The organism is Nonomuraea sp. NPDC004580 (assembly GCF_040609855.1).
GTDB lineage: Bacteria > Actinomycetota > Actinomycetes > Streptosporangiales > Streptosporangiaceae > Nonomuraea > Nonomuraea salmonea.
Genome location: NZ_JBEXLH010000045.1, coordinates 21,865 through 38,029 on the forward strand (window position 1 = coordinate 21,865; position 16,165 = coordinate 38,029).

Annotated in this window: 15 protein-coding genes; 10 read left to right on the forward strand and 5 right to left on the reverse strand. The window is 71.7% G+C overall.

The window, feature by feature from the left end; translation table 11 throughout:
* Positions 1 to 96: 96 nt before the first annotated feature.
* The 5 genes from ABZW11_RS33290 to ABZW11_RS33310 all read left to right on the forward strand — a co-directional run bounded on the left by ABZW11_RS33290 (position 97) and on the right by ABZW11_RS33310 (position 3,156).
* Positions 97 to 1,185: an alcohol dehydrogenase catalytic domain-containing protein gene (locus ABZW11_RS33290; protein WP_355425860.1), complete on the forward strand. Its 1,089-nt coding sequence runs from the start codon at positions 97 to 99 to the stop codon at positions 1,183 to 1,185.
* Between the two features lie 144 nt (positions 1,186 to 1,329).
* Positions 1,330 to 1,671 (forward strand): hypothetical protein, encoded by a 342-nt coding sequence (locus ABZW11_RS33295; protein WP_355425863.1) that lies wholly within the window; start codon positions 1,330 to 1,332, stop codon positions 1,669 to 1,671.
* A 29-nt stretch (positions 1,672 to 1,700) separates the two neighbouring features.
* On the forward strand, positions 1,701 to 2,198 hold the full coding sequence (locus ABZW11_RS33300; RefSeq protein ID WP_355425866.1) for a cupin domain-containing protein: 498 nt from the start codon (positions 1,701 to 1,703) through the stop codon (positions 2,196 to 2,198).
* Positions 2,198 to 2,839: a metalloregulator ArsR/SmtB family transcription factor gene (locus tag ABZW11_RS33305; protein WP_355425869.1), complete on the forward strand. Its 642-nt coding sequence runs from the start codon at positions 2,198 to 2,200 to the stop codon at positions 2,837 to 2,839. The genes ABZW11_RS33300 and ABZW11_RS33305 overlap by 1 nt, the downstream gene beginning before the upstream one ends.
* A 26-nt stretch (positions 2,840 to 2,865) precedes the next feature.
* A complete protein-coding gene (locus ABZW11_RS33310) occupies positions 2,866 to 3,156 on the forward strand; it encodes a hypothetical protein (protein ID WP_355425872.1) in 291 nt (96 codons plus the stop codon).
* Between the two features lie 15 nt (positions 3,157 to 3,171).
* Here the strand turns inward: ABZW11_RS33310 and ABZW11_RS33315 are convergent, their stop codons facing one another.
* Positions 3,172 to 5,394, reverse strand: coding sequence for an MMPL family transporter (locus tag ABZW11_RS33315; protein ID WP_355425874.1), 2,223 nt, complete (start codon positions 5,392 to 5,394; stop codon positions 3,172 to 3,174).
* 99 nt (positions 5,395 to 5,493) lie between these two features.
* Here ABZW11_RS33315 and ABZW11_RS33320 point away from each other — a divergent pair, with 99 nt between their 5' ends.
* The 3 genes from ABZW11_RS33320 to ABZW11_RS33330 all read left to right on the forward strand — a co-directional run bounded on the left by ABZW11_RS33320 (position 5,494) and on the right by ABZW11_RS33330 (position 9,222).
* The gene (locus ABZW11_RS33320) at positions 5,494 to 6,042 is read left to right on the forward strand and encodes a TetR family transcriptional regulator (protein ID WP_355425877.1); all 549 of its coding nucleotides are present in this window, start codon (positions 5,494 to 5,496) and stop codon (positions 6,040 to 6,042) included.
* A 90-nt stretch (positions 6,043 to 6,132) separates the two neighbouring features.
* Positions 6,133 to 8,064: a hypothetical protein gene (locus ABZW11_RS33325; RefSeq protein ID WP_355425880.1), complete on the forward strand. Its 1,932-nt coding sequence runs from the start codon at positions 6,133 to 6,135 to the stop codon at positions 8,062 to 8,064.
* 24 nt (positions 8,065 to 8,088) lie between these two features.
* On the forward strand, positions 8,089 to 9,222 hold the full coding sequence (locus ABZW11_RS33330; protein ID WP_355425883.1) for an AAA family ATPase: 1,134 nt from the start codon (positions 8,089 to 8,091) through the stop codon (positions 9,220 to 9,222).
* Positions 9,223 to 9,236: 14 nt separating this feature from the next.
* Here ABZW11_RS33330 and ABZW11_RS33335 read toward each other — a convergent pair whose 3' ends face one another.
* The 4 genes from ABZW11_RS33335 to ABZW11_RS33350 form a co-directional block, all read right to left on the reverse strand.
* Positions 9,237 to 9,425, reverse strand: a complete 189-nt coding sequence (locus tag ABZW11_RS33335) for a DUF6203 family protein (RefSeq protein ID WP_355425886.1) — start codon at positions 9,423 to 9,425, stop codon at positions 9,237 to 9,239.
* A 131-nt stretch (positions 9,426 to 9,556) separates the two neighbouring features.
* Positions 9,557 to 11,533, reverse strand: coding sequence for a PASTA domain-containing protein (locus ABZW11_RS33340; protein ID WP_355425889.1), 1,977 nt, complete (start codon positions 11,531 to 11,533; stop codon positions 9,557 to 9,559).
* Between the two features lie 109 nt (positions 11,534 to 11,642).
* Complete coding sequence (locus ABZW11_RS33345; RefSeq protein WP_355425892.1) at positions 11,643 to 13,058, reverse strand: serine/threonine-protein kinase; 1,416 nt, start codon at positions 13,056 to 13,058, stop codon at positions 11,643 to 11,645.
* Positions 13,059 to 13,104: 46 nt separating this feature from the next.
* Complete coding sequence (locus ABZW11_RS33350; protein ID WP_355425895.1) at positions 13,105 to 13,920, reverse strand: TIGR03619 family F420-dependent LLM class oxidoreductase; 816 nt, start codon at positions 13,918 to 13,920, stop codon at positions 13,105 to 13,107.
* 89 nt (positions 13,921 to 14,009) lie between these two features.
* On the opposite strand from ABZW11_RS33350, the gene ABZW11_RS33355 reads away from it, so the two are divergent.
* Complete coding sequence (locus tag ABZW11_RS33355) at positions 14,010 to 15,257, forward strand: LLM class flavin-dependent oxidoreductase (RefSeq protein ID WP_355425898.1); 1,248 nt, start codon at positions 14,010 to 14,012, stop codon at positions 15,255 to 15,257.
* Positions 15,254 to 16,132 carry a TIGR03619 family F420-dependent LLM class oxidoreductase gene (locus ABZW11_RS33360; RefSeq protein ID WP_355425900.1) on the forward strand — a complete coding sequence of 293 codons (879 nt, stop codon included), beginning with the start codon at positions 15,254 to 15,256 and terminating at the stop codon, positions 16,130 to 16,132. The genes ABZW11_RS33355 and ABZW11_RS33360 overlap by 4 nt, the downstream gene beginning before the upstream one ends.
* Positions 16,133 to 16,165 lie beyond the last annotated feature (33 nt).

A 16,165-nucleotide genomic window follows, 5' to 3' on the forward strand; every position in this document is an offset into this window, starting at 1 on the left:
CCGTGCGCGGTTCTTGAAGCAGTATTCCGTTCCTTGGCTGATGGCTAACCGAGCAATCGCTTGCTCGCACGACAGGCCGCGGCTACCGTGAGGCCCATGCGGATGCGCGCGGCCGTGCTGACCGAGTTCCACGCCCCCATGGAGCTGCGTGAGGTGGAGATCGCCGACCCGGGGGCCGGAGAGGTGCGGGTGCGCGTCAAGGCGTCCGGCGTGTGCGGGTCCGATCTCAAGGCCATCGACGGCAAGAGCCCGGTGGCGGGCCGTCTGCCGTTCATCCTCGGTCACGAGAGCGCCGGCGTGGTGGAGAGCACAGGTACGGGCGTCACCACCGTCAAGGAAGGCGACCCCGTCATCATCGCCATGAACGGCCCCTGCGCCCGCTGCCGCCCCTGCCAGGCCGGGCACTTCCACCTGTGCGCGAGCCCCGGCCGGCTGCCGATCATCATGGGCGGCCTCCCCCGCGTCACGCTGGACGGCGCCGAGGTGCGCAGGTTCATCGGCATCGGCTCGTTCGCCGAGTACGCCGTCGTCCCCGAGGCCATGTGCGTGAAGCTCGCCGCTGGGCTGCCGTTCGACGCGATGTCGCTGCTGGCCTGCGGCGTCGTCACGGGCGTCGGCGCGGTGCTGAACGTCGCGCGGGTGCCCCCCGGCGCGACGGTGCTGGTCGTCGGCTGCGGCGGCGTCGGGCTCAACGTCGTGCAGGGCGCGGTGCTGGCCGGCGCGACCACGATCGTGGCCGCCGACGTGGCCGAGGGCAAGCTCAAGCTCGCCGAGCGCTTCGGCGCCACCCACTCCCTGCTGGTCACCGACCTGCCCCGCCAGGTGGACGAGCTGGTCAGGGGCGGCGTCGACCACGCCTTCGACGCGACGGGCGCGCCCGGCGTGCTGGCCGAGGCGTTCGCCGCGACCCGGCCCGGCGGCACCACCGTCATGGTCGGCAGCCCGCCCCAGGGCCATCCGATGGAGCTGGACACCGGCCTGCTGTTCGCCTCGCGCCGCCTCATGGGCACCCAGGGCGGCGACGCCGCGCCGCACCGCGACCTGCCCATGCTGGCCGAGCAGTACGTGCGCGGCCGGCTCGACCTCAACGGCCTGATCACCGAGCGGCTGCCGCTCGACCGCATCGACGAGGCCGTGGCCCATGTCCGCGCGGGCACGGTGGCGCGTACCGTGATCACGTTCTGACGCGCGGCGAAACTGGACGCGCGCCGGGCGGCCGGATATTGGGTGGAGGATGACCGCAACCACGCGCACCCGTTTCGCCGTCTCCCTCCCCCAGCAGATCTCCGACGGCGCCTTCGACCCCGCCGCCTTCCGGCCGAGGAGCTGGTGACGCGGTTCACCGAGGGCATCGAGCTGATGAAGGCGTGCTGGACGGAGCCGAAGGTGTCGTTCCATGGGCGGTTCTTCCAGGCGGGGGCGGCCATGGGGCCGAAGACGTACCAGAAGCCGCATCCGCCGATTCGGTCGGCGCGCCTGGCCGCATCGACGACCAGCTCCGCGGCATGTACGGCAGCGCCGACGTGGCCGTCACGGGCTCGCCGGACGAGGTCGTACGCGGAGCGCGCGGTCATCGACGCCGGCGCGGACCTCGTGCTGATCGATCCGATGACCGGCGAAGCCGGGCAGCTCGACCGGCTGGCGGAGGACGTCCTTCCTGAGCTATTCTAATGATCCTTAGAACTCTAGAGAAGGCCCCCATGTCCTACCCCGAGCCCCGCTACCACGCCGAGCACGGCGCGCCCAGCGGCGTGTTCCACCTGGCCGGGCAGGCGCCCGACCTGAGCATGGGCGGCCCGAGCGGCACCCAGGTCCACTACCTCGCCACGGGCGGCAGCACGGGCGGCGCGTTCGGCCTCTACCGCTACGAGATGCCCGCCAAGCCGTCCGGCCCGAGCCCCCACTTCCACCGCACGATGACCGAGTCCTTCTACGTCCTCGACGGCACCATCCGGCTCTACAACGGCGACAAGTGGGCCGACGGCAAGCCGGGCGACTTCCTGTTCGTGCCCGAGGGCGGCATCCACGCCTTCCGCAACGAATCAGGCGAGCCGGCCACGATGCTCATCCTGTTCACGCCGGGCGCGCCGCGTGAGGGCTACTTCGAGGAGCTGGCCGAGATCGCCGCCACCGGCCGGCAGCTCTCCCCCGACGAGTGGACCGAGCTCTACCTGCGCCACGACCAGTACATGGTCTGATGTTCGCGGAAGAGCCGATCTACGAGCAGCTCGCCCGCATCGGCAAGGCGCTGTCGGGCCCCGTCCGGCTGCGCCTGCTCGACGTCCTCGACCAGCGCGAGCGCACGGTCGAGGAGCTGGCGCGGGCGGCCGACGTGCCGCTCAAGAACACCTCGGCGCAGCTCCAGCAGCTGCGCGCGGCCCACCTGGTGACCAGCCGCAGGGACGGCACGCGGGTCTACTACCGGCTGGCCGACGAGGGCGTGTCGCGCTTCCTCGGCGCGTTCCAGGCGTTCGCCGGCGAGCGGCTCGCCGACCTGCGCGGCGCGGTCAGCGACCGGCTCGGCGACCTGGAGGGCGTGACGGCCGACGAGCTCGCCGCGCGGCTGGCCGACCCGTCCACGCTGGTGCTCGACGTGCGCTCGGCGGCCGACTACGCGGCCGGGCACGTGCCCGGCGCGGTCTCGGTGCCCATGGCCGAGCTGCGCGACCGGCTCGGCGAGCTGCCGGCGTCGGCGGAGATCGTGGCGTACTGCGGGGGGCCGTACTGCGTGGTCTCGCCCGAGGCCGTACGCGTGCTGCGTGCCCATGGCCGCTCCGCCCGCCCGCTCGACGGCGGCTACCTCGCCTGGCGGCGCGACGGCAAGCCGCTGGAACGCTGAGCGACCATGCCACTACGCTGGGCGGCGTGCGCTTCGGACCTATGGCCCTGGCCGCGCTGCTCGCCGTGCCGGCGCTGAGCGCCAGGCCCGCCTACGACTTCGCGGCCCCCGGCGTCGCCATCCGGGCCGAGCCCGCGGCGGGGGCCCGGGTGCACGGGTTCGGGCAGCCGGGCGAGGGGTTCGCGTCCAACCGGGAGGAGGAGCACGGGGCGTACGCGTGCGGCCCGTACGAGACCACGCTGTGGCACCACGGCCACAACGCGAGCACCGGCGTCATCGGCTGGGTGCCCGCCTGCGACCTGCTCGACTCCGACTGAGCCCTGCCCGGCGCCCTATCCGGCGCCCGCGCCGACCGGCTCCCGCCGCTCGGCCATCGGCTCGTCCTCGTCCTCCTCGTGGCCCTCCACCGACAGGTTCGGCAGCAGCCGGTCGAGCCAGCGCGGGCACCACCAGTTGAGCCGGCCCAGCAGCACCATCGTGGCCGGCACCAGGAACCCGCGGATGATCGTGGCGTCCACCGCGATCGCCACCGCGAGCCCCACTCCGAACGTCTTGACCAGCGAGTCCGGATAGGCGATGAACGCGGTGAACACCGCCACCATGATCAGCGCCGCCGAGGTGATGACCCGCCCGGTCGAGCCGAGCCCCTCGGCCACCGCCCGCGCGTTGCGCCCGTGCCGCTGGTACGACTGCCGCACCGCCGTCAGCAGGAACACCTCATAGTCCATCGACAGCCCGAACAGCACCGCGAACAGCATCAGCGGCACGTAACTCTCGATGGGCACCGAGAAGAAGATCGTCTGCACGTACGACGAACTGGCCGGCGGGTCCAGGCCCACCAGGCCGGTGCCGAGGCCGAAAGAGAACACCAGCGCCAGCGCGCCGAACGCGGCGCCCAGCGACACCAGGTTCATCACCGCCGCCTTGATCGCCACGATCGGCGCGCGGAAGGCCAGCAGCAGGAGCAGCGCGCTGAGCAGCACCACGACGCCGATGACCAGCGGGGTACGCTCGGCCATCCGGTCGCCCGCGTCGGTCAGTCCGGCGACCTTGCCGCCCACGTGCACCTGCACGCCCGGCAGCGCGATCGCCCTGACGTCCTCGACGACCCCGGCGGTGCGCTCGTCGCTGGGGGCGTACTCGGGGATGGCCTGCACCAGCACAGAGCGGCCGTCGGCGTTGACCTTGGGGTCGCTGACGTACTTGACGCCCTCGACGTCCTCCACCTCGCCGACCAGCTTCTTGACCAGCGGGTCCTTGGCGCCTGGCACCTTCTCGGGCAGCTCGGCGACCACGATGAGCGGGCCGTTGAAGCCGGGGCCGAAACCGGTGGCCATCAGCTCGTACGCCCGGCGCGGCTCCGAGCCCTTGTCGCCGTACCCCTCGTCGATCGGCCCCAGCTTCAGCGCCAGCGCGGGCGCGGCGAGCGCGCCGAGCACGATCGTGCTGGCCAGCAGCACCCGCCACGGGCGGCGCGCCACCCACGAGCCGAGCCCCGCCCAGCCGGTGCCGGACGAGCCCGAGCCGCGCAGGAACGGCACCTTGAGCGCGTTGACGCGGTGGCCGAGCAGCCCGAGCAGGGCGGGGACCAGCGTGACGGAGGTCAGCACGGCGGCCACGACCGAGATGCCGGTCACCCAGCCGAGCGTGGCCAGCAGCGGGAACCCGGCCAGCATCAGCGCGCTCAACGCGATGATCACCGTGCCGCCCGCGAACACCACCGCGCCGCCCGAGCTGGACACCGTCCTGCGCACCGACTCCACCACCGGCACGCCCTGCGCGAGCAACCGCCGGTGCCGCGACAGCAGGAACAGCGCGTAGTCGATGCCGACGCCGAGCCCGATCATCGTGGCCATGATCCCGGCCTGCTTGGGCATGTCCACGACCCAGCCGAGCAGCCCGATCACGCCGAGCCCCGAGGCCACGCTGACCAGCGCGGCGAAGATCGGCACGATGGCGGCGACCAGCGTCCCGAACGCGAACACCAGCACCAGCAGCGCGCACACCACGCCGATGACCTCGCTGGGGCCGGTCTTGATCTCCTTGTCCGCGGGATTCGAGCTGTCGGCGGGCACGACCTCGAGCCCGGCCTCGCGCGCCGGGTCGGCGGCCTTGGACAGCTCCTGGGTGGTCTGCGCGATCTTGTCGGAGTCGTTGCCCTCCATCTTGATCGTGATGAGGCCGATCTGCAGGTTGGAGGAGATGCCGCCGGCGCGGAACGGGGTGTCCACGGAGGTGACGTGCGGCATCGTCTCCAGCCGGTCCACGGCCCGCTCCACGGCCTGCTTGCGCTTCTCCTCCAGCAGCGGCCCGTCGGCGGAGTAGACGAGGAGCTGGACGGTGCCACCCTGGGCGTACCCGGCGCCGAAACCCTCCTTCATCAGGTCATGGGCGCGCTGCGCGTCCGTGCCGGGGATGCTCGCGTCGTTGTTGGTCGGGCTGGGGAAGGCGAGGCTGCCGCCCATCAGCGCAGCGGCGGCGATCACCCATGTCACGAGCACGATCCAGCCGTGCCGCGCGCACCAGCCGCCCAGCCGTCCCAGCAACCGCGTCATCGCTCAGCCCCCACTCGACGACCGTCCTGTACGGTCGTACAGCGACATACGATAAAACGGAACTGATAAGGAAGGCCGTCTCCGCAGGGAAATGAGACGATGACCACATCTGGGACCACACCTGGGACCACAGCCGACGACACCCGATCGCGGATCCTGGCCGCCGCCAGAGAGCTGTTCGCCGAACGCGGCTACGCGGCGACCTCCCTGGCCGACATCGCCGCCGCCGTCGGCCTCACCAAGACGGCCGTCGCCTACCACTTCCACCCCAAAGACCGCCTCGCCGCCGAGCTGCTCGACCCCGTCGCGGCCGACATGCTGACACTGCTCGACACCGCGTACGACAGCCGCGACGCCTTCGTCGAGGCCCTCGTCGCGTTCGCGGTGCGCTACCGCTCGGTCATCCGGCTGTTCATGGAGGACCTCGCCGCCGACGACGCCGGCGCCGCGCCCGGCTCGGAGCGCGACACCATCAGGACCTTCAGGGACGAGATCTACGCCAAGCTCGCCGGGCCCGACCCCTCCCCGGAGGCCAGGCTCAAGAGCTGGGCGCTACTGGGGGCGTTGCAGTGGGGCGCGGTCAAGACCATGGACCTGCCGGAGGAGCAGGTACGCGCCGCCCTGCTCGAAGCGGCACGCGCGTACTGACCGCTTGTGCACAACGGCTCACGACGGCGGGCCTGAAGGGCGATACTGGAACGCCAGATCCCCTTTTTCGCACCGGCAGGGAGAACGGTCTTGCGTACCTGGTTCGAGCCGGAGGAGGCGGAGGAGTTCGAGGCGGCGAAGGCCGTGCTCCTGCGGCGCTGCCTCGCCTGGGCCGACGAGCACGGCCGCCCGGCGGACGACCTTCTCATCGGCGCCGCCATCGACGTGCGCCACCACAGCCGCGACGGCCGGCTCGCCTATTGGGACGAGCCGCAGATCCGCCGCTACCTGCTGGCCTGGATTCCCCAATACGTCGTCGCGCCGCGCGAGATCCTCGACATCACCCCCGACATCCTGCGCACCTACCTCGCCTACCTGGCCGCGACGGGCCTGCGCGACCCGCGCGGCGCCACCTTGTCAGAGGCCGACACCGCCATCGCCCGCGCCACCCCCGAGTTCAGGAAGTCCCTCGACGACCCGCACCTGCAGGGGCTGGCCAAGTTCTGGGCGCAGACCGCGCTCGACCACGGCACCGACCTGACCGACCCCGACGGATTCGACGACTTCAAACAGGACCTCGACGCCGGCCGCGTCCACTACGACCAGGACATCCTCGACCACCTCACCCAGGCCCGCCTGCTGGGCTCGGAGCTGGACCTGGCGGAGGAACGCGCCCCCCTCCAACCCCCCATCGCCCTGCCCCCCGCCCCAGACCTCACGACCGCCGCCATGGGAAGCGGGACCGTCCAACGCCTGACGGCCCTGGCAGTCTGGGCCGGCAAGGACGGCCGCCCCCTCACCGAGCTCGGCACCCTGCCTGCCACCGACGGGGACCCCGACCTCCTCCTGGCGTGGGCGAAGCGGGTGCGGCTGGTGCGGGTCGCCAAGGGCCGCGTCCATGCGGTGGCCAAGGCCGCCCCCTTGCTGCGCGACCCGGAAGCCCTGTGGCAACGCGCCTTCGACGCCCTGCCCGAGCTGGGCCGCGCCATCACCGGCCGCACCGACGGCGCGCCCTTCACGCTCTTCTTCGACGAGCTGCTGCCCGACCTCCTCAACACCCTCTACGGCATGGACGACATGCCGGTGGCGCGGCTGGAGGAGACGGTGTGGCTGGCCTGCCGCGAATACGAGCACTACTTCGCCGGCGACCGCCGCGCCTCGTCCACCGTGCTGCGACGCCGGCTCGGCGACGACCTCGTGCGCACCTTCGACGTCCTCGCCGACCTGGGCGCCGTCGAGCTGAGCCGCGGCCCGGCCGACGAGCTCTACCTCGCCGACCTCGACCACGAGGCCCAGGAGCTCCCGCCCGAGTCCGTCGAACGCCTCCGCACCCGCCTCGCCGAGCCCGACCTGCTCCTCGCCAGGCTCACCCCGCTCGGGCAGCGCGCCGTACGCGCCCGCCTGCTCGCCGAGGGCCGCGACGCCCCGCTCATCGGCGAACTCGCCGAAGCCGACCCCGCCGAACTGCTCGGCGTCCTCACCCAGCACTACCCGCCGTACGACGCCGCCGCCGAGCTGCACGGCTGGCTCGCCCAGCCGGGCCACGGCATAGAGCCGCTCCTGGAGGCGGTACGCCGGTGCCCGTTCCGCACCCGGGCCGGCGCCATGCTCAACGTGCTCGCCGAGGCCCTGCCCGACGGCCGCGCCCTCCTCCACGGCCTGCGCCGCGACCCCGTACTCGGCCCGGCCGCACTGACGTACCTGGTGGACGTGGGCGAGCTCGACCCGTCCGCGATCGGCCAGGACGAGCACCTGCTGCTGGCCGCCGAGAACTTCCTCACCCTGCTGGAACTGGGCGGCCCCCAAACCCTGATCGAGCAGCTCAAGGCGATGGCGGGGCGGGAGGCGTACGAGCTGGTGGCCGCCGTCCTCGACGCCGGCCACCACGACACGGCCGGCCTGGAGGAGATCCGCGCGTTGGTCGCCGAACCCCTTCGCACCACCCACCACCGCCCACTCCGCCTGATCCCCGGCACCGGCACCGGCACCCGCACCGCACGAGACAAACGCCACAAGCGCTGACCCGAACACTGGCAGAATGTGACCATGCGACTACCCCGCGCGAAGTTCTTCAACACCACGGGTCCGTGCGACCCGACGCGCCATTACATGCTGCCCCCCACGCCACGCATCCCCGAGGCCCGCACCCTCATCGAGATGGACCGCTACTTCGTCCTTCACGCCCCTCGCCAGACCGGCAAGACCACCGCGCTACGCACCCTCGCCTCCGAACTGACCGCCGAGGGCGACACCGCCGCCCTGATGGTCAGTTGCGAACGCGTCAAAGCGGTAGGTGAGAACTACGCCGCAGCGGAGTCGGTGCTGCTGACCGCCCTTCGCGAAGCGGCCAATCGCACAGGATGGCCAAAGAAATGGCTTCCGCCAGATCCCTGGCCATCGGATCTTCCGGGTGTTCAGTTCGGCGCGGCGTTGGGGGAGTGGTGCCGCCGTTGTCCACGTCGGGTGGTGCTCTTCCTGGACGAGTTCGACGCCCTGCAGGGCAACAGTATGGCCAGTATTCTCAGCCAGCTCCGCGACGGTCACAACGCGCGGCCGGAACGCCAACCATTTCCTGCGTCCATCGCGCTGTGCGGACTACGGGACGTGCGCGATTACAAGGTCGCTTCTGGCAGCGATCCGAATCGGACCAACCCGGCGAGCCCGTTCAACATCATCGCCAAGTCGTTGCGCCTGGGCGACTTCACCACCGACCAGATCGCCGAGCTGTACGGCCAGCACACCGACGCGACCGGCCAGGAGTTCACCAAGGACGCGGTCGAGCGGGTCTTCGAGCTGACCCAGGGCCAGCCATGGCTGGTCAACGCTCTCGCCTACGAGATCACCCAGGAGATGGGGGTGACCGACACCGTCTCGGTGACGCGGGTGGAGGAGGCCAAGGAACGGCTGATCCGAGCACACGCCATGCATCTGGAGTCACTGACGGATCGGCTGCAGGAGCCCCGGGTGGCCCGGGTCATCGAACCGATCCTGGCGGGCACCTGGCCCGACATGGACATGGCCTTCAGCAGGGACGCCCGCTATGTCCATGACCTGGGCCTCATCCGCAGTACCAGAGATCTGGATATCGCCAACCCGATCTACCGGGAGGTCCTGCTCCGGGTTCTGGGCGAGCAGGCCGAGGTCCGCGTCCGCGCCGACCCGCCCATCCTGCGCGTGTGACGGCCGGCGACGGATCAGGGCTGGGCGGCCCTGACGTCCTCGTGTGTGGTGCTGGTGTGCTGGGGGACGTTGTGCTGGGCCTCGCGCTCGGCGCGGCGGCGCTTGCGGCGGCGGCCGAGGAACCAGCCGACGCCCAGGGCGGCTATACCGAGGGGGGTGGTGGCCATTTTGCGGGCCACCAGAAGCTTCAGGAGTTTCTTCATGAGCCCCCAACTGCCCCAGGACGTCAGGCGCACGCATGAACCGCACCGGACCTGGCGCTGGAGATAGCTGAACAATCTGGAGCGGGACCCGGTGAGGGGCGGTCGCCGTCCGAAGGTCAGGGCGGGTGCGGTTACTCAGGTTCGGGCGTGTTGGTGGTGGGTTCGAGGGATTCGCCGGGGTCGGGGCCCGTCTGGGCGGCCAGGCCGACGGTGATGGTGATCTGGGTGCCGGGTTCGGCGCAGGTACCCGGGTCGATGCTTTGTGCCAGGACGGCGCCTGCCTGGGACTCGTCGTCCACCAGCTGTTCCTTTGTTCCCACCGTGAGACCCGCCGCCGTCAGGGCTGTGCGGGCCGCCTCGCGGGAGCGGCCGACGACCGGTGGGACGGTGGCGCCGTTCCGGGACACGGTGAGCGCTACCGCTGTGCCGCCCTTCACGCGGCTGCCTGTCTTGGGGCGGGTGGACAGGACCTGGCCCGACGGCTCCTGGGAGCAGGAGCGGGTGATGGCGCCCACCTTGAGGCCCGCACCGGTCAGGGCCGCTTCGGCGGGTCCGCGTCGCATGCCCGTCACCTCCGGTACGGGCAAGCCGGCCGACACTCGAAGGGACACCTTGGTTCCCCGGTCCACGGCGGTTCCCGCGGCGGGGCTGCTGGCGAGGACCTGGCCGATCGCGCGGGGTGAGTCCTGCCGGGTGACGCGGCCCAGGGTGAGGCCGGCGCGTTCGACGGCCTTGGTGGCGGCGGCCTTGTCCAGGCCGGTCAGGGGCGGGATCGTCACCGTGGGCGGGCGTACGATCGCGGGCGGGTCGTAGGCGGGGCGGCGGTCGTCCTGGACCGGCCGGGCCTCCACGCTCTTCGTGGGTGTTGCTTCGGTGGGCGCCCCACGGGTGGTCTCGGGCGCGGGCGTGGCGGGCGGCGGTGCGGCGAGAGGTCCGCCCGCCTGCGGTCCCGCCTGCCCGGCCGGGCTCTGGGTGAGCGCCGGTACGACCACGGCCAGCAGCACCACGGCCGTCACCAGCAGCGCCGCACACACCGCGACCGCCGCCCGCGGCCACTGTCTCCGGTCCGTACGCCCTTCCCCGGAGGAAACCCCGGGTAACGCTCCCCCGCCATCCGCACCCTGTGGTGTCCCGGCTGCTGAATGGGCGGCCTGGGGGCCGGAGTGGGCGTCCGGGGTGCGCTGGCCCGGTACCAGGGGTGTCGGCGGGGTGCGGAGGATGGGCGGCGGAGGTGAGCGCAGCACCTCCGCAGGCCCCGCCGCAGACCCGGCCGCAGGACCCTCCGCAGGACTCACCGCAGACCCGGCCGCAGGTGACTCCCCCAGGAGCTCGAACAGCAGTTCCCTGCTGCTCGGCCGGTTGCGGGCGTCCTTGTCCAGGCAGGCCGCGACCAGCGTACGCAGCCGCCCGTCGAGCAGCCCCAGCTCGGGCGGCGCCGTGAGGATGCGGTGCAGGACGGGCGCGACGGAGTCCTGGCCGAAGGGGGCGGTGGCGTTGGCCGCGAAGCACATGGTGGCGCCCCACGAGAACACGTCGGCGGCCCCTGTGACGGCCGAGGCGGTGATCTGCTCGGGCGCCATGTACGCCGGCGTCCCCACCCCCCGCCCGCTCACGGTGGCGGCCGCGTCGAGCGCCCGGGCCAGGCCGAAGTCGATGACGCGCGGCCCGTCGGAGCCGAGCAGCACGTTCTGGGGCTTGAGGTCGCGGTGCACGATCCCGGCCCGGTGGATGGCGGCGAGCGCGGTGGCGGTGCCGACGGCGAGGCGTTCGAGCGCGCCGCCCCTGCGGGGCCCGGTGAGCGCGACCTCGCGGGCCAGGGAGTGCCCGTCGACGTACTCGCTGACGATGTACGGCCGCCCCTCGTCGAACCCGGCGTCGATCACCTGCGCCGTGCAGAACCTGGCCACGTGCTTGGCCAGCTCGACCTCCCGCAGGAACGCCGCCCGCTCGTCACCGACGGGCCCGTGCAGGAGCTTGACCGCGTACCTCTCTCCGCCCCTGGAACCGAGGAACACCGCGCCCTGGCCACCCTCGCCCAGCCGCCCGGTGAGCTCGTAGTCGCCGAGTCGCCGAGGGTCCCCCGTTCTGAGCGGCTGTGCCGTTGGCACGGGGCGCCTCCCCTCGCCGCGCCACCCCTTATGCCTCCTACTGAAGGCAAGGGGCCGCGAACAGTCAACGGTGCGCAGGGCAATCGCATCCGGACCGTGACACAGCCGGTCAGGACGTACGCGCAACCCTGCCGGAATACGTCACTTCGTCCTTACCTGCACGAGTGACCTTGATGTCCATCTGGTTCACATCGGAGGTGGGGTACATGTGGAGCGTGCCCGGGTAGCACTCCTGCCCGCCGACGTCGCGGAGGGTGAAGACCATGCCGCCGTCGCGCGAGAGCCGCCCGGTGCAGTGCAGGTCGGCTCCCCACCGCATGCGTCCCGAACCTTCGTGGTCCAGGACGAGCTCGACGGGGAAGACGCGCTTGGCGGTGAAGTGCTCGGCGGAGCCGGTCCAGTCGCCGGCCGGCCCTTCGCCATGGGCGCTCTGGAGGTAGAGCACGAATCCGGCGATGCCCATGAGCAGCCCGGCCAGCGCGACGCCGATCTGCCAGGGCCGCACCCTCCGCCGCCCGGCCTGCGCCACCTGGGTGCGGGTGATGGCGGGGAAGCTGGTGGTGGGGTCGGGGTCGGTGATGACGCCGGGCTCGGCCTCGGCGGCGCCGACTCCGACGACGGCGTCGGGAGCGCGGGTGACGGGCCTGCTCGTGCGGACCAGCGTGCCGATGCCGTTGCCGCCGACGGCGGCCATGGCGCCGGTCGTCAGCACGTCTCCCCCGTCGCCCTCCTGTCCCAGCAGCAGGCGCAGCGCCTCTTCCGCGTCGGGCCGGTCGGCGGGCTCGGTCGCCAGGCAGGCTTCGACGATCTCGCGCAGCCGCCCGTCGAGGTCGCCGAGGTCGGGCGCGCCGTAGAGGACGCGAGCCAGCACCTCGTTGTGGGTCTCGGCGGTGTACGCGGGCCGCCCGTTGGCGGTGTAGGCCACGGTGAGCGCCCAGGCCCACATGTCGGCGGGCGGTCCCGCGGGCTCGCCCTTCATGCGTTCCGGCGCCATGTACGCGGGCGTGCCCATGGGCATGTGGCTGGTGGTGACGGTGGTGTCGACGAGCCGGGACACGCCGAAGTCGATCACCCGGGGCCCGTCGATGCCGAGCAGCACGTTGCCTGGCTTGAAGTCGCGGTGCACGACCCCGGCGCGGTGGATGGCGCCGAGGGCGGTGGCGGTGCCGATGGCCAGGCGTTCGAGCGACCCGCCCGTACGCGGCCCCTCCTTCTCCACGTGCTCGCGCAGCGAGGGGCCGTGGACGTACTCGCTCACCAGGTAAGGACGGTCGCCTTCGAGGTCGGCGTCCAGGAGCTGGGCCGTGCAGAACGCGGCGACCCGGCGCACCGCCTGCACCTCGCCGAGGAAGCGGCGGCGGGCGTCGGCGGTGCCGGAGAGGCTGGCGTGCAGCAGCTTGATGGCGACCCGGCCGCGTTGCGGGGATTCGCCCAGGTAGACCACTCCCTGGCCACCCTGACCGAGCCTGCGTGTCAGCCGGTAGGACCCCAACTGCCGGGGGTCGTCGGCACGTAGCTCGGACATATACCGCCATTATGCCTGGCCGGGGCAAGCGAGCGTCCAGAACAGGCTACGGGAGCAGCGCCGCGTACCGGTCGAGGACGGGCAGCACCTCGTCGGCGGGCCCGCTGGGCAGCGTCGCCACGGCCTCCTCGATGCCCAGTTCGGCGAAGTAGTCGAGCTTCTCCCGCGTGGCCAGCGTGGCGAACGGGATGACGCGGGCCATCGGCCGTCCCGCCTTCTCGCACGCCTCGCGCAGGGCGGGCAGCGCCGCCTTGACGCCGCGCCCGCCGATGGGCATCCAGCCGTCGGCGTACTCGGCGACGTGGGCGAACAGCTTCGGCCCCGCCGCGCCGCCCACGTAGACGGGCGGAAGGCTGAGCGGCTTGGGCCAGGACCAGGCCGGCTCGACGCCCTCGAAGGAGGCCACCTCGTCGCGCCACAGCGCCTGCATGGCCATGACGTGGTGCCGGGCGATCTCGCGGCGCCGCCCGTACGGGACCGCGTGGTTCTCGATCTCCTCGACGTTCCAGCCGAAGCCGACGCCGACCACCACGCGACCGCCCGACAGCAGGTCGAGCGAGGCGATGGCCTTGGCGGTGACGATGGGGTCGCGCTGGGCGGCGAGCAGGATGCCGGTGCCGAGCCGCAGCCGGGTGGTCGCGGCGGCGGCGAAGGACAGGGCGACGAGGGGGTCGAGCGTGCGCTTGTACTCCTCGGGCAGCTCGCCGTCCGCCGCCCCGGGGTACGGCGTGCGCCGCGAGAGCGGGATGTGCGTGTGCTCGGGCAGGTAGAGCGAGTCGAGCCCGCGTTCCTCCGCCGCCTTCGCGAGCTCCTGCACGGGCATCGCCAGGTCGGTCGCGAACATCGTGACGCCGAGCTTCATCACACCCCCATGCCAATGAACCAAGCGATTGCTCGGTTAAGATTTCCAGAGTACCTTGCGAAGGACCGTCCCGCGGAGAGAGGTTCCCGGTGAAGTTTTCGATCTTCCTGAACCCGCAGATCCCAGGCTCGGGCTACGCGGCCGAGGAGAACGCCAGGGCGAAACGCCCGATAGGCCGCGACACCGAGTCGTACCAGCGGCTGCTGCACGAGGTACGCGAGATCGCCGTGCACGCCGACCAGATCGGGTTCGACGCGCTGATGATGACCGAGCACCATTTCCATTCGGAAGGCATGGAGTTCTCGGTCAACCCGCTGATGTTCCTCACCGACCTCGCGGCGCGGACCGAGCGCATCCTGCTGGCCCCGCTCGGCCTCGTGCTGCCCGCCTGGGACCCGATCAGGGCGGCCGAGGACGTCGCGCTGCTCGACCAGTTCAGCAAGGGACGGCTGCGGCTGGGCGTGGCGCGGGGCTACCAGAACCGCTGGATGAACGTGCTCGGCCAGCGCTGGCAGGCCGCCGCCGCCCGCTCCGACGGCTCGGCCACCGACACGCGGAACTTCGACGTCTTCGGGGAGGTGCTGAAGATCATGAAGCTGGCCTGGACGCAGGAGACGCTCCGCTACAAGTCGGACGTGCTCGACTACCAGGTGCCCTTCCCGTACGAGGGCATCGAGGGCTGGCCCGCCCAGGAGTGGACCCGCACGTTCGGCGCGCCCGGCGAGATCGACGACGACGGCGTGGTCAGGGCGGTGTCGGTCTGCCCCAGGCCGTACCAGAACCCGCATCCCGAGCTGTGGCAGCCGTTCACGATCTCCGACCGCTCGGTCATCAGGGCGGCGCAGGAGGACATCCTGCCGTGGATGTTCACCCCCAACCCCGACGACCATGCCCAGAAGGCCAGGCTCTACCAGGAGGAGTCGGCCAAGCACGGCCGCCACTACAAGCTGGGCGAGCACACCGGCATCCTCAAGATCGTCGGCATCGGCGACACCACCGAGCAGGCCATCGCCACCTTCGGCAGGAGCATCCCCAAGGACTTCGCCGCCTTCTTCGGCCCCTTCGGCTACCTGGAGGTGCTGCGCAAGAAGGAGGACGAGAAGCACAAGCCCATCTCGCCGGAGAAGGGCGACGCCAAGCGCATGAGGGACGTCGAGATGGCGCTGTTCGGCACACCCGACGACGTCAAGCGCGGCATCCAGCGCATGCTCGACAAGATGCCCGACCTGGAGTGGTTCGGCCTCTACATGCAGGGCCAGCAGGGCGTGCTGCCGCTCGACACGGTCAAGCGGAACCTGGAGCTGTTCGCCACCAAGGTCGCCCCGGAGTTCCGATGAGGTTCTGGCTGGGCGCCTCCTTCTCCGACACCGATCAGTTCACCGAACTGGCGCGGGCGGCCGAGCGCTGCGGGTTCGACACGCTCACGCTCTCCGACCACCTCTTCTACGCCGACTTCGCCTCGCCGTACCCGTACTCGCGGTCGGGGCGGCCCCGGTGGGACGCGCGTACACACTGGCCCGACGTGTGGGTGACGATCGGGGCGATGGCCGCGGTCACCAGCACGCTGCGCTTCGCGCCGAACGTCTACATCGCGCCCGCCCGCGACCTGTGCACCGTGGCCAAGCAGGTGTCCACGGCGGCGGTGCTGTCGCGCGAGCGGGTCACGTTCGGGGTCGGGGTGGGCTGGTGCAAGGAGGAGTTCACGGCCACCGGCCAGGACTTCCACACCCGCGGCAAGCGCCTCGACGCGATGCTGCCCGCGCTGCGCGCGCTCTGGTCGGGCGAGACGGTCACCCTCGACGGCCTCCCGCCGCTGTCGATCTCCCCCACCCCGTCAGGCCCGATCCCCGTGTACGTCGGCGGCGACAGCGAGGCGGCCCTGCGCCGCGCGGCCCGGCTCGGCGACGGCTGGATCGGCAACCGCATCTACACCGAAGAGCAGCTCGACGAGGTGCTCGACGCCCTGCGCGGGCACCTGGAGGCCAACGGCAGGTCCATCGGGGAGTTCGAGATCATCGCGCCGCTGGCGGTGCTGCCCGAGGCGGAGACCTACCGCCACTTCGCCGCCAAGGGCGTGACGGGCACGCTGGCCGCCCCGTGGTGGCTGGCCACGCCGGAGGAGAAGTCCCGGTACGGCGAGGGCACCCTGGAGCTCAAGATCGCCACCATGGAGCGCTTCGCGGAAGAGGTGATCGCCAAGATGCCCGCGTGACGTCCTGAACGGCGCTTCCAGGGCGATAGCCTC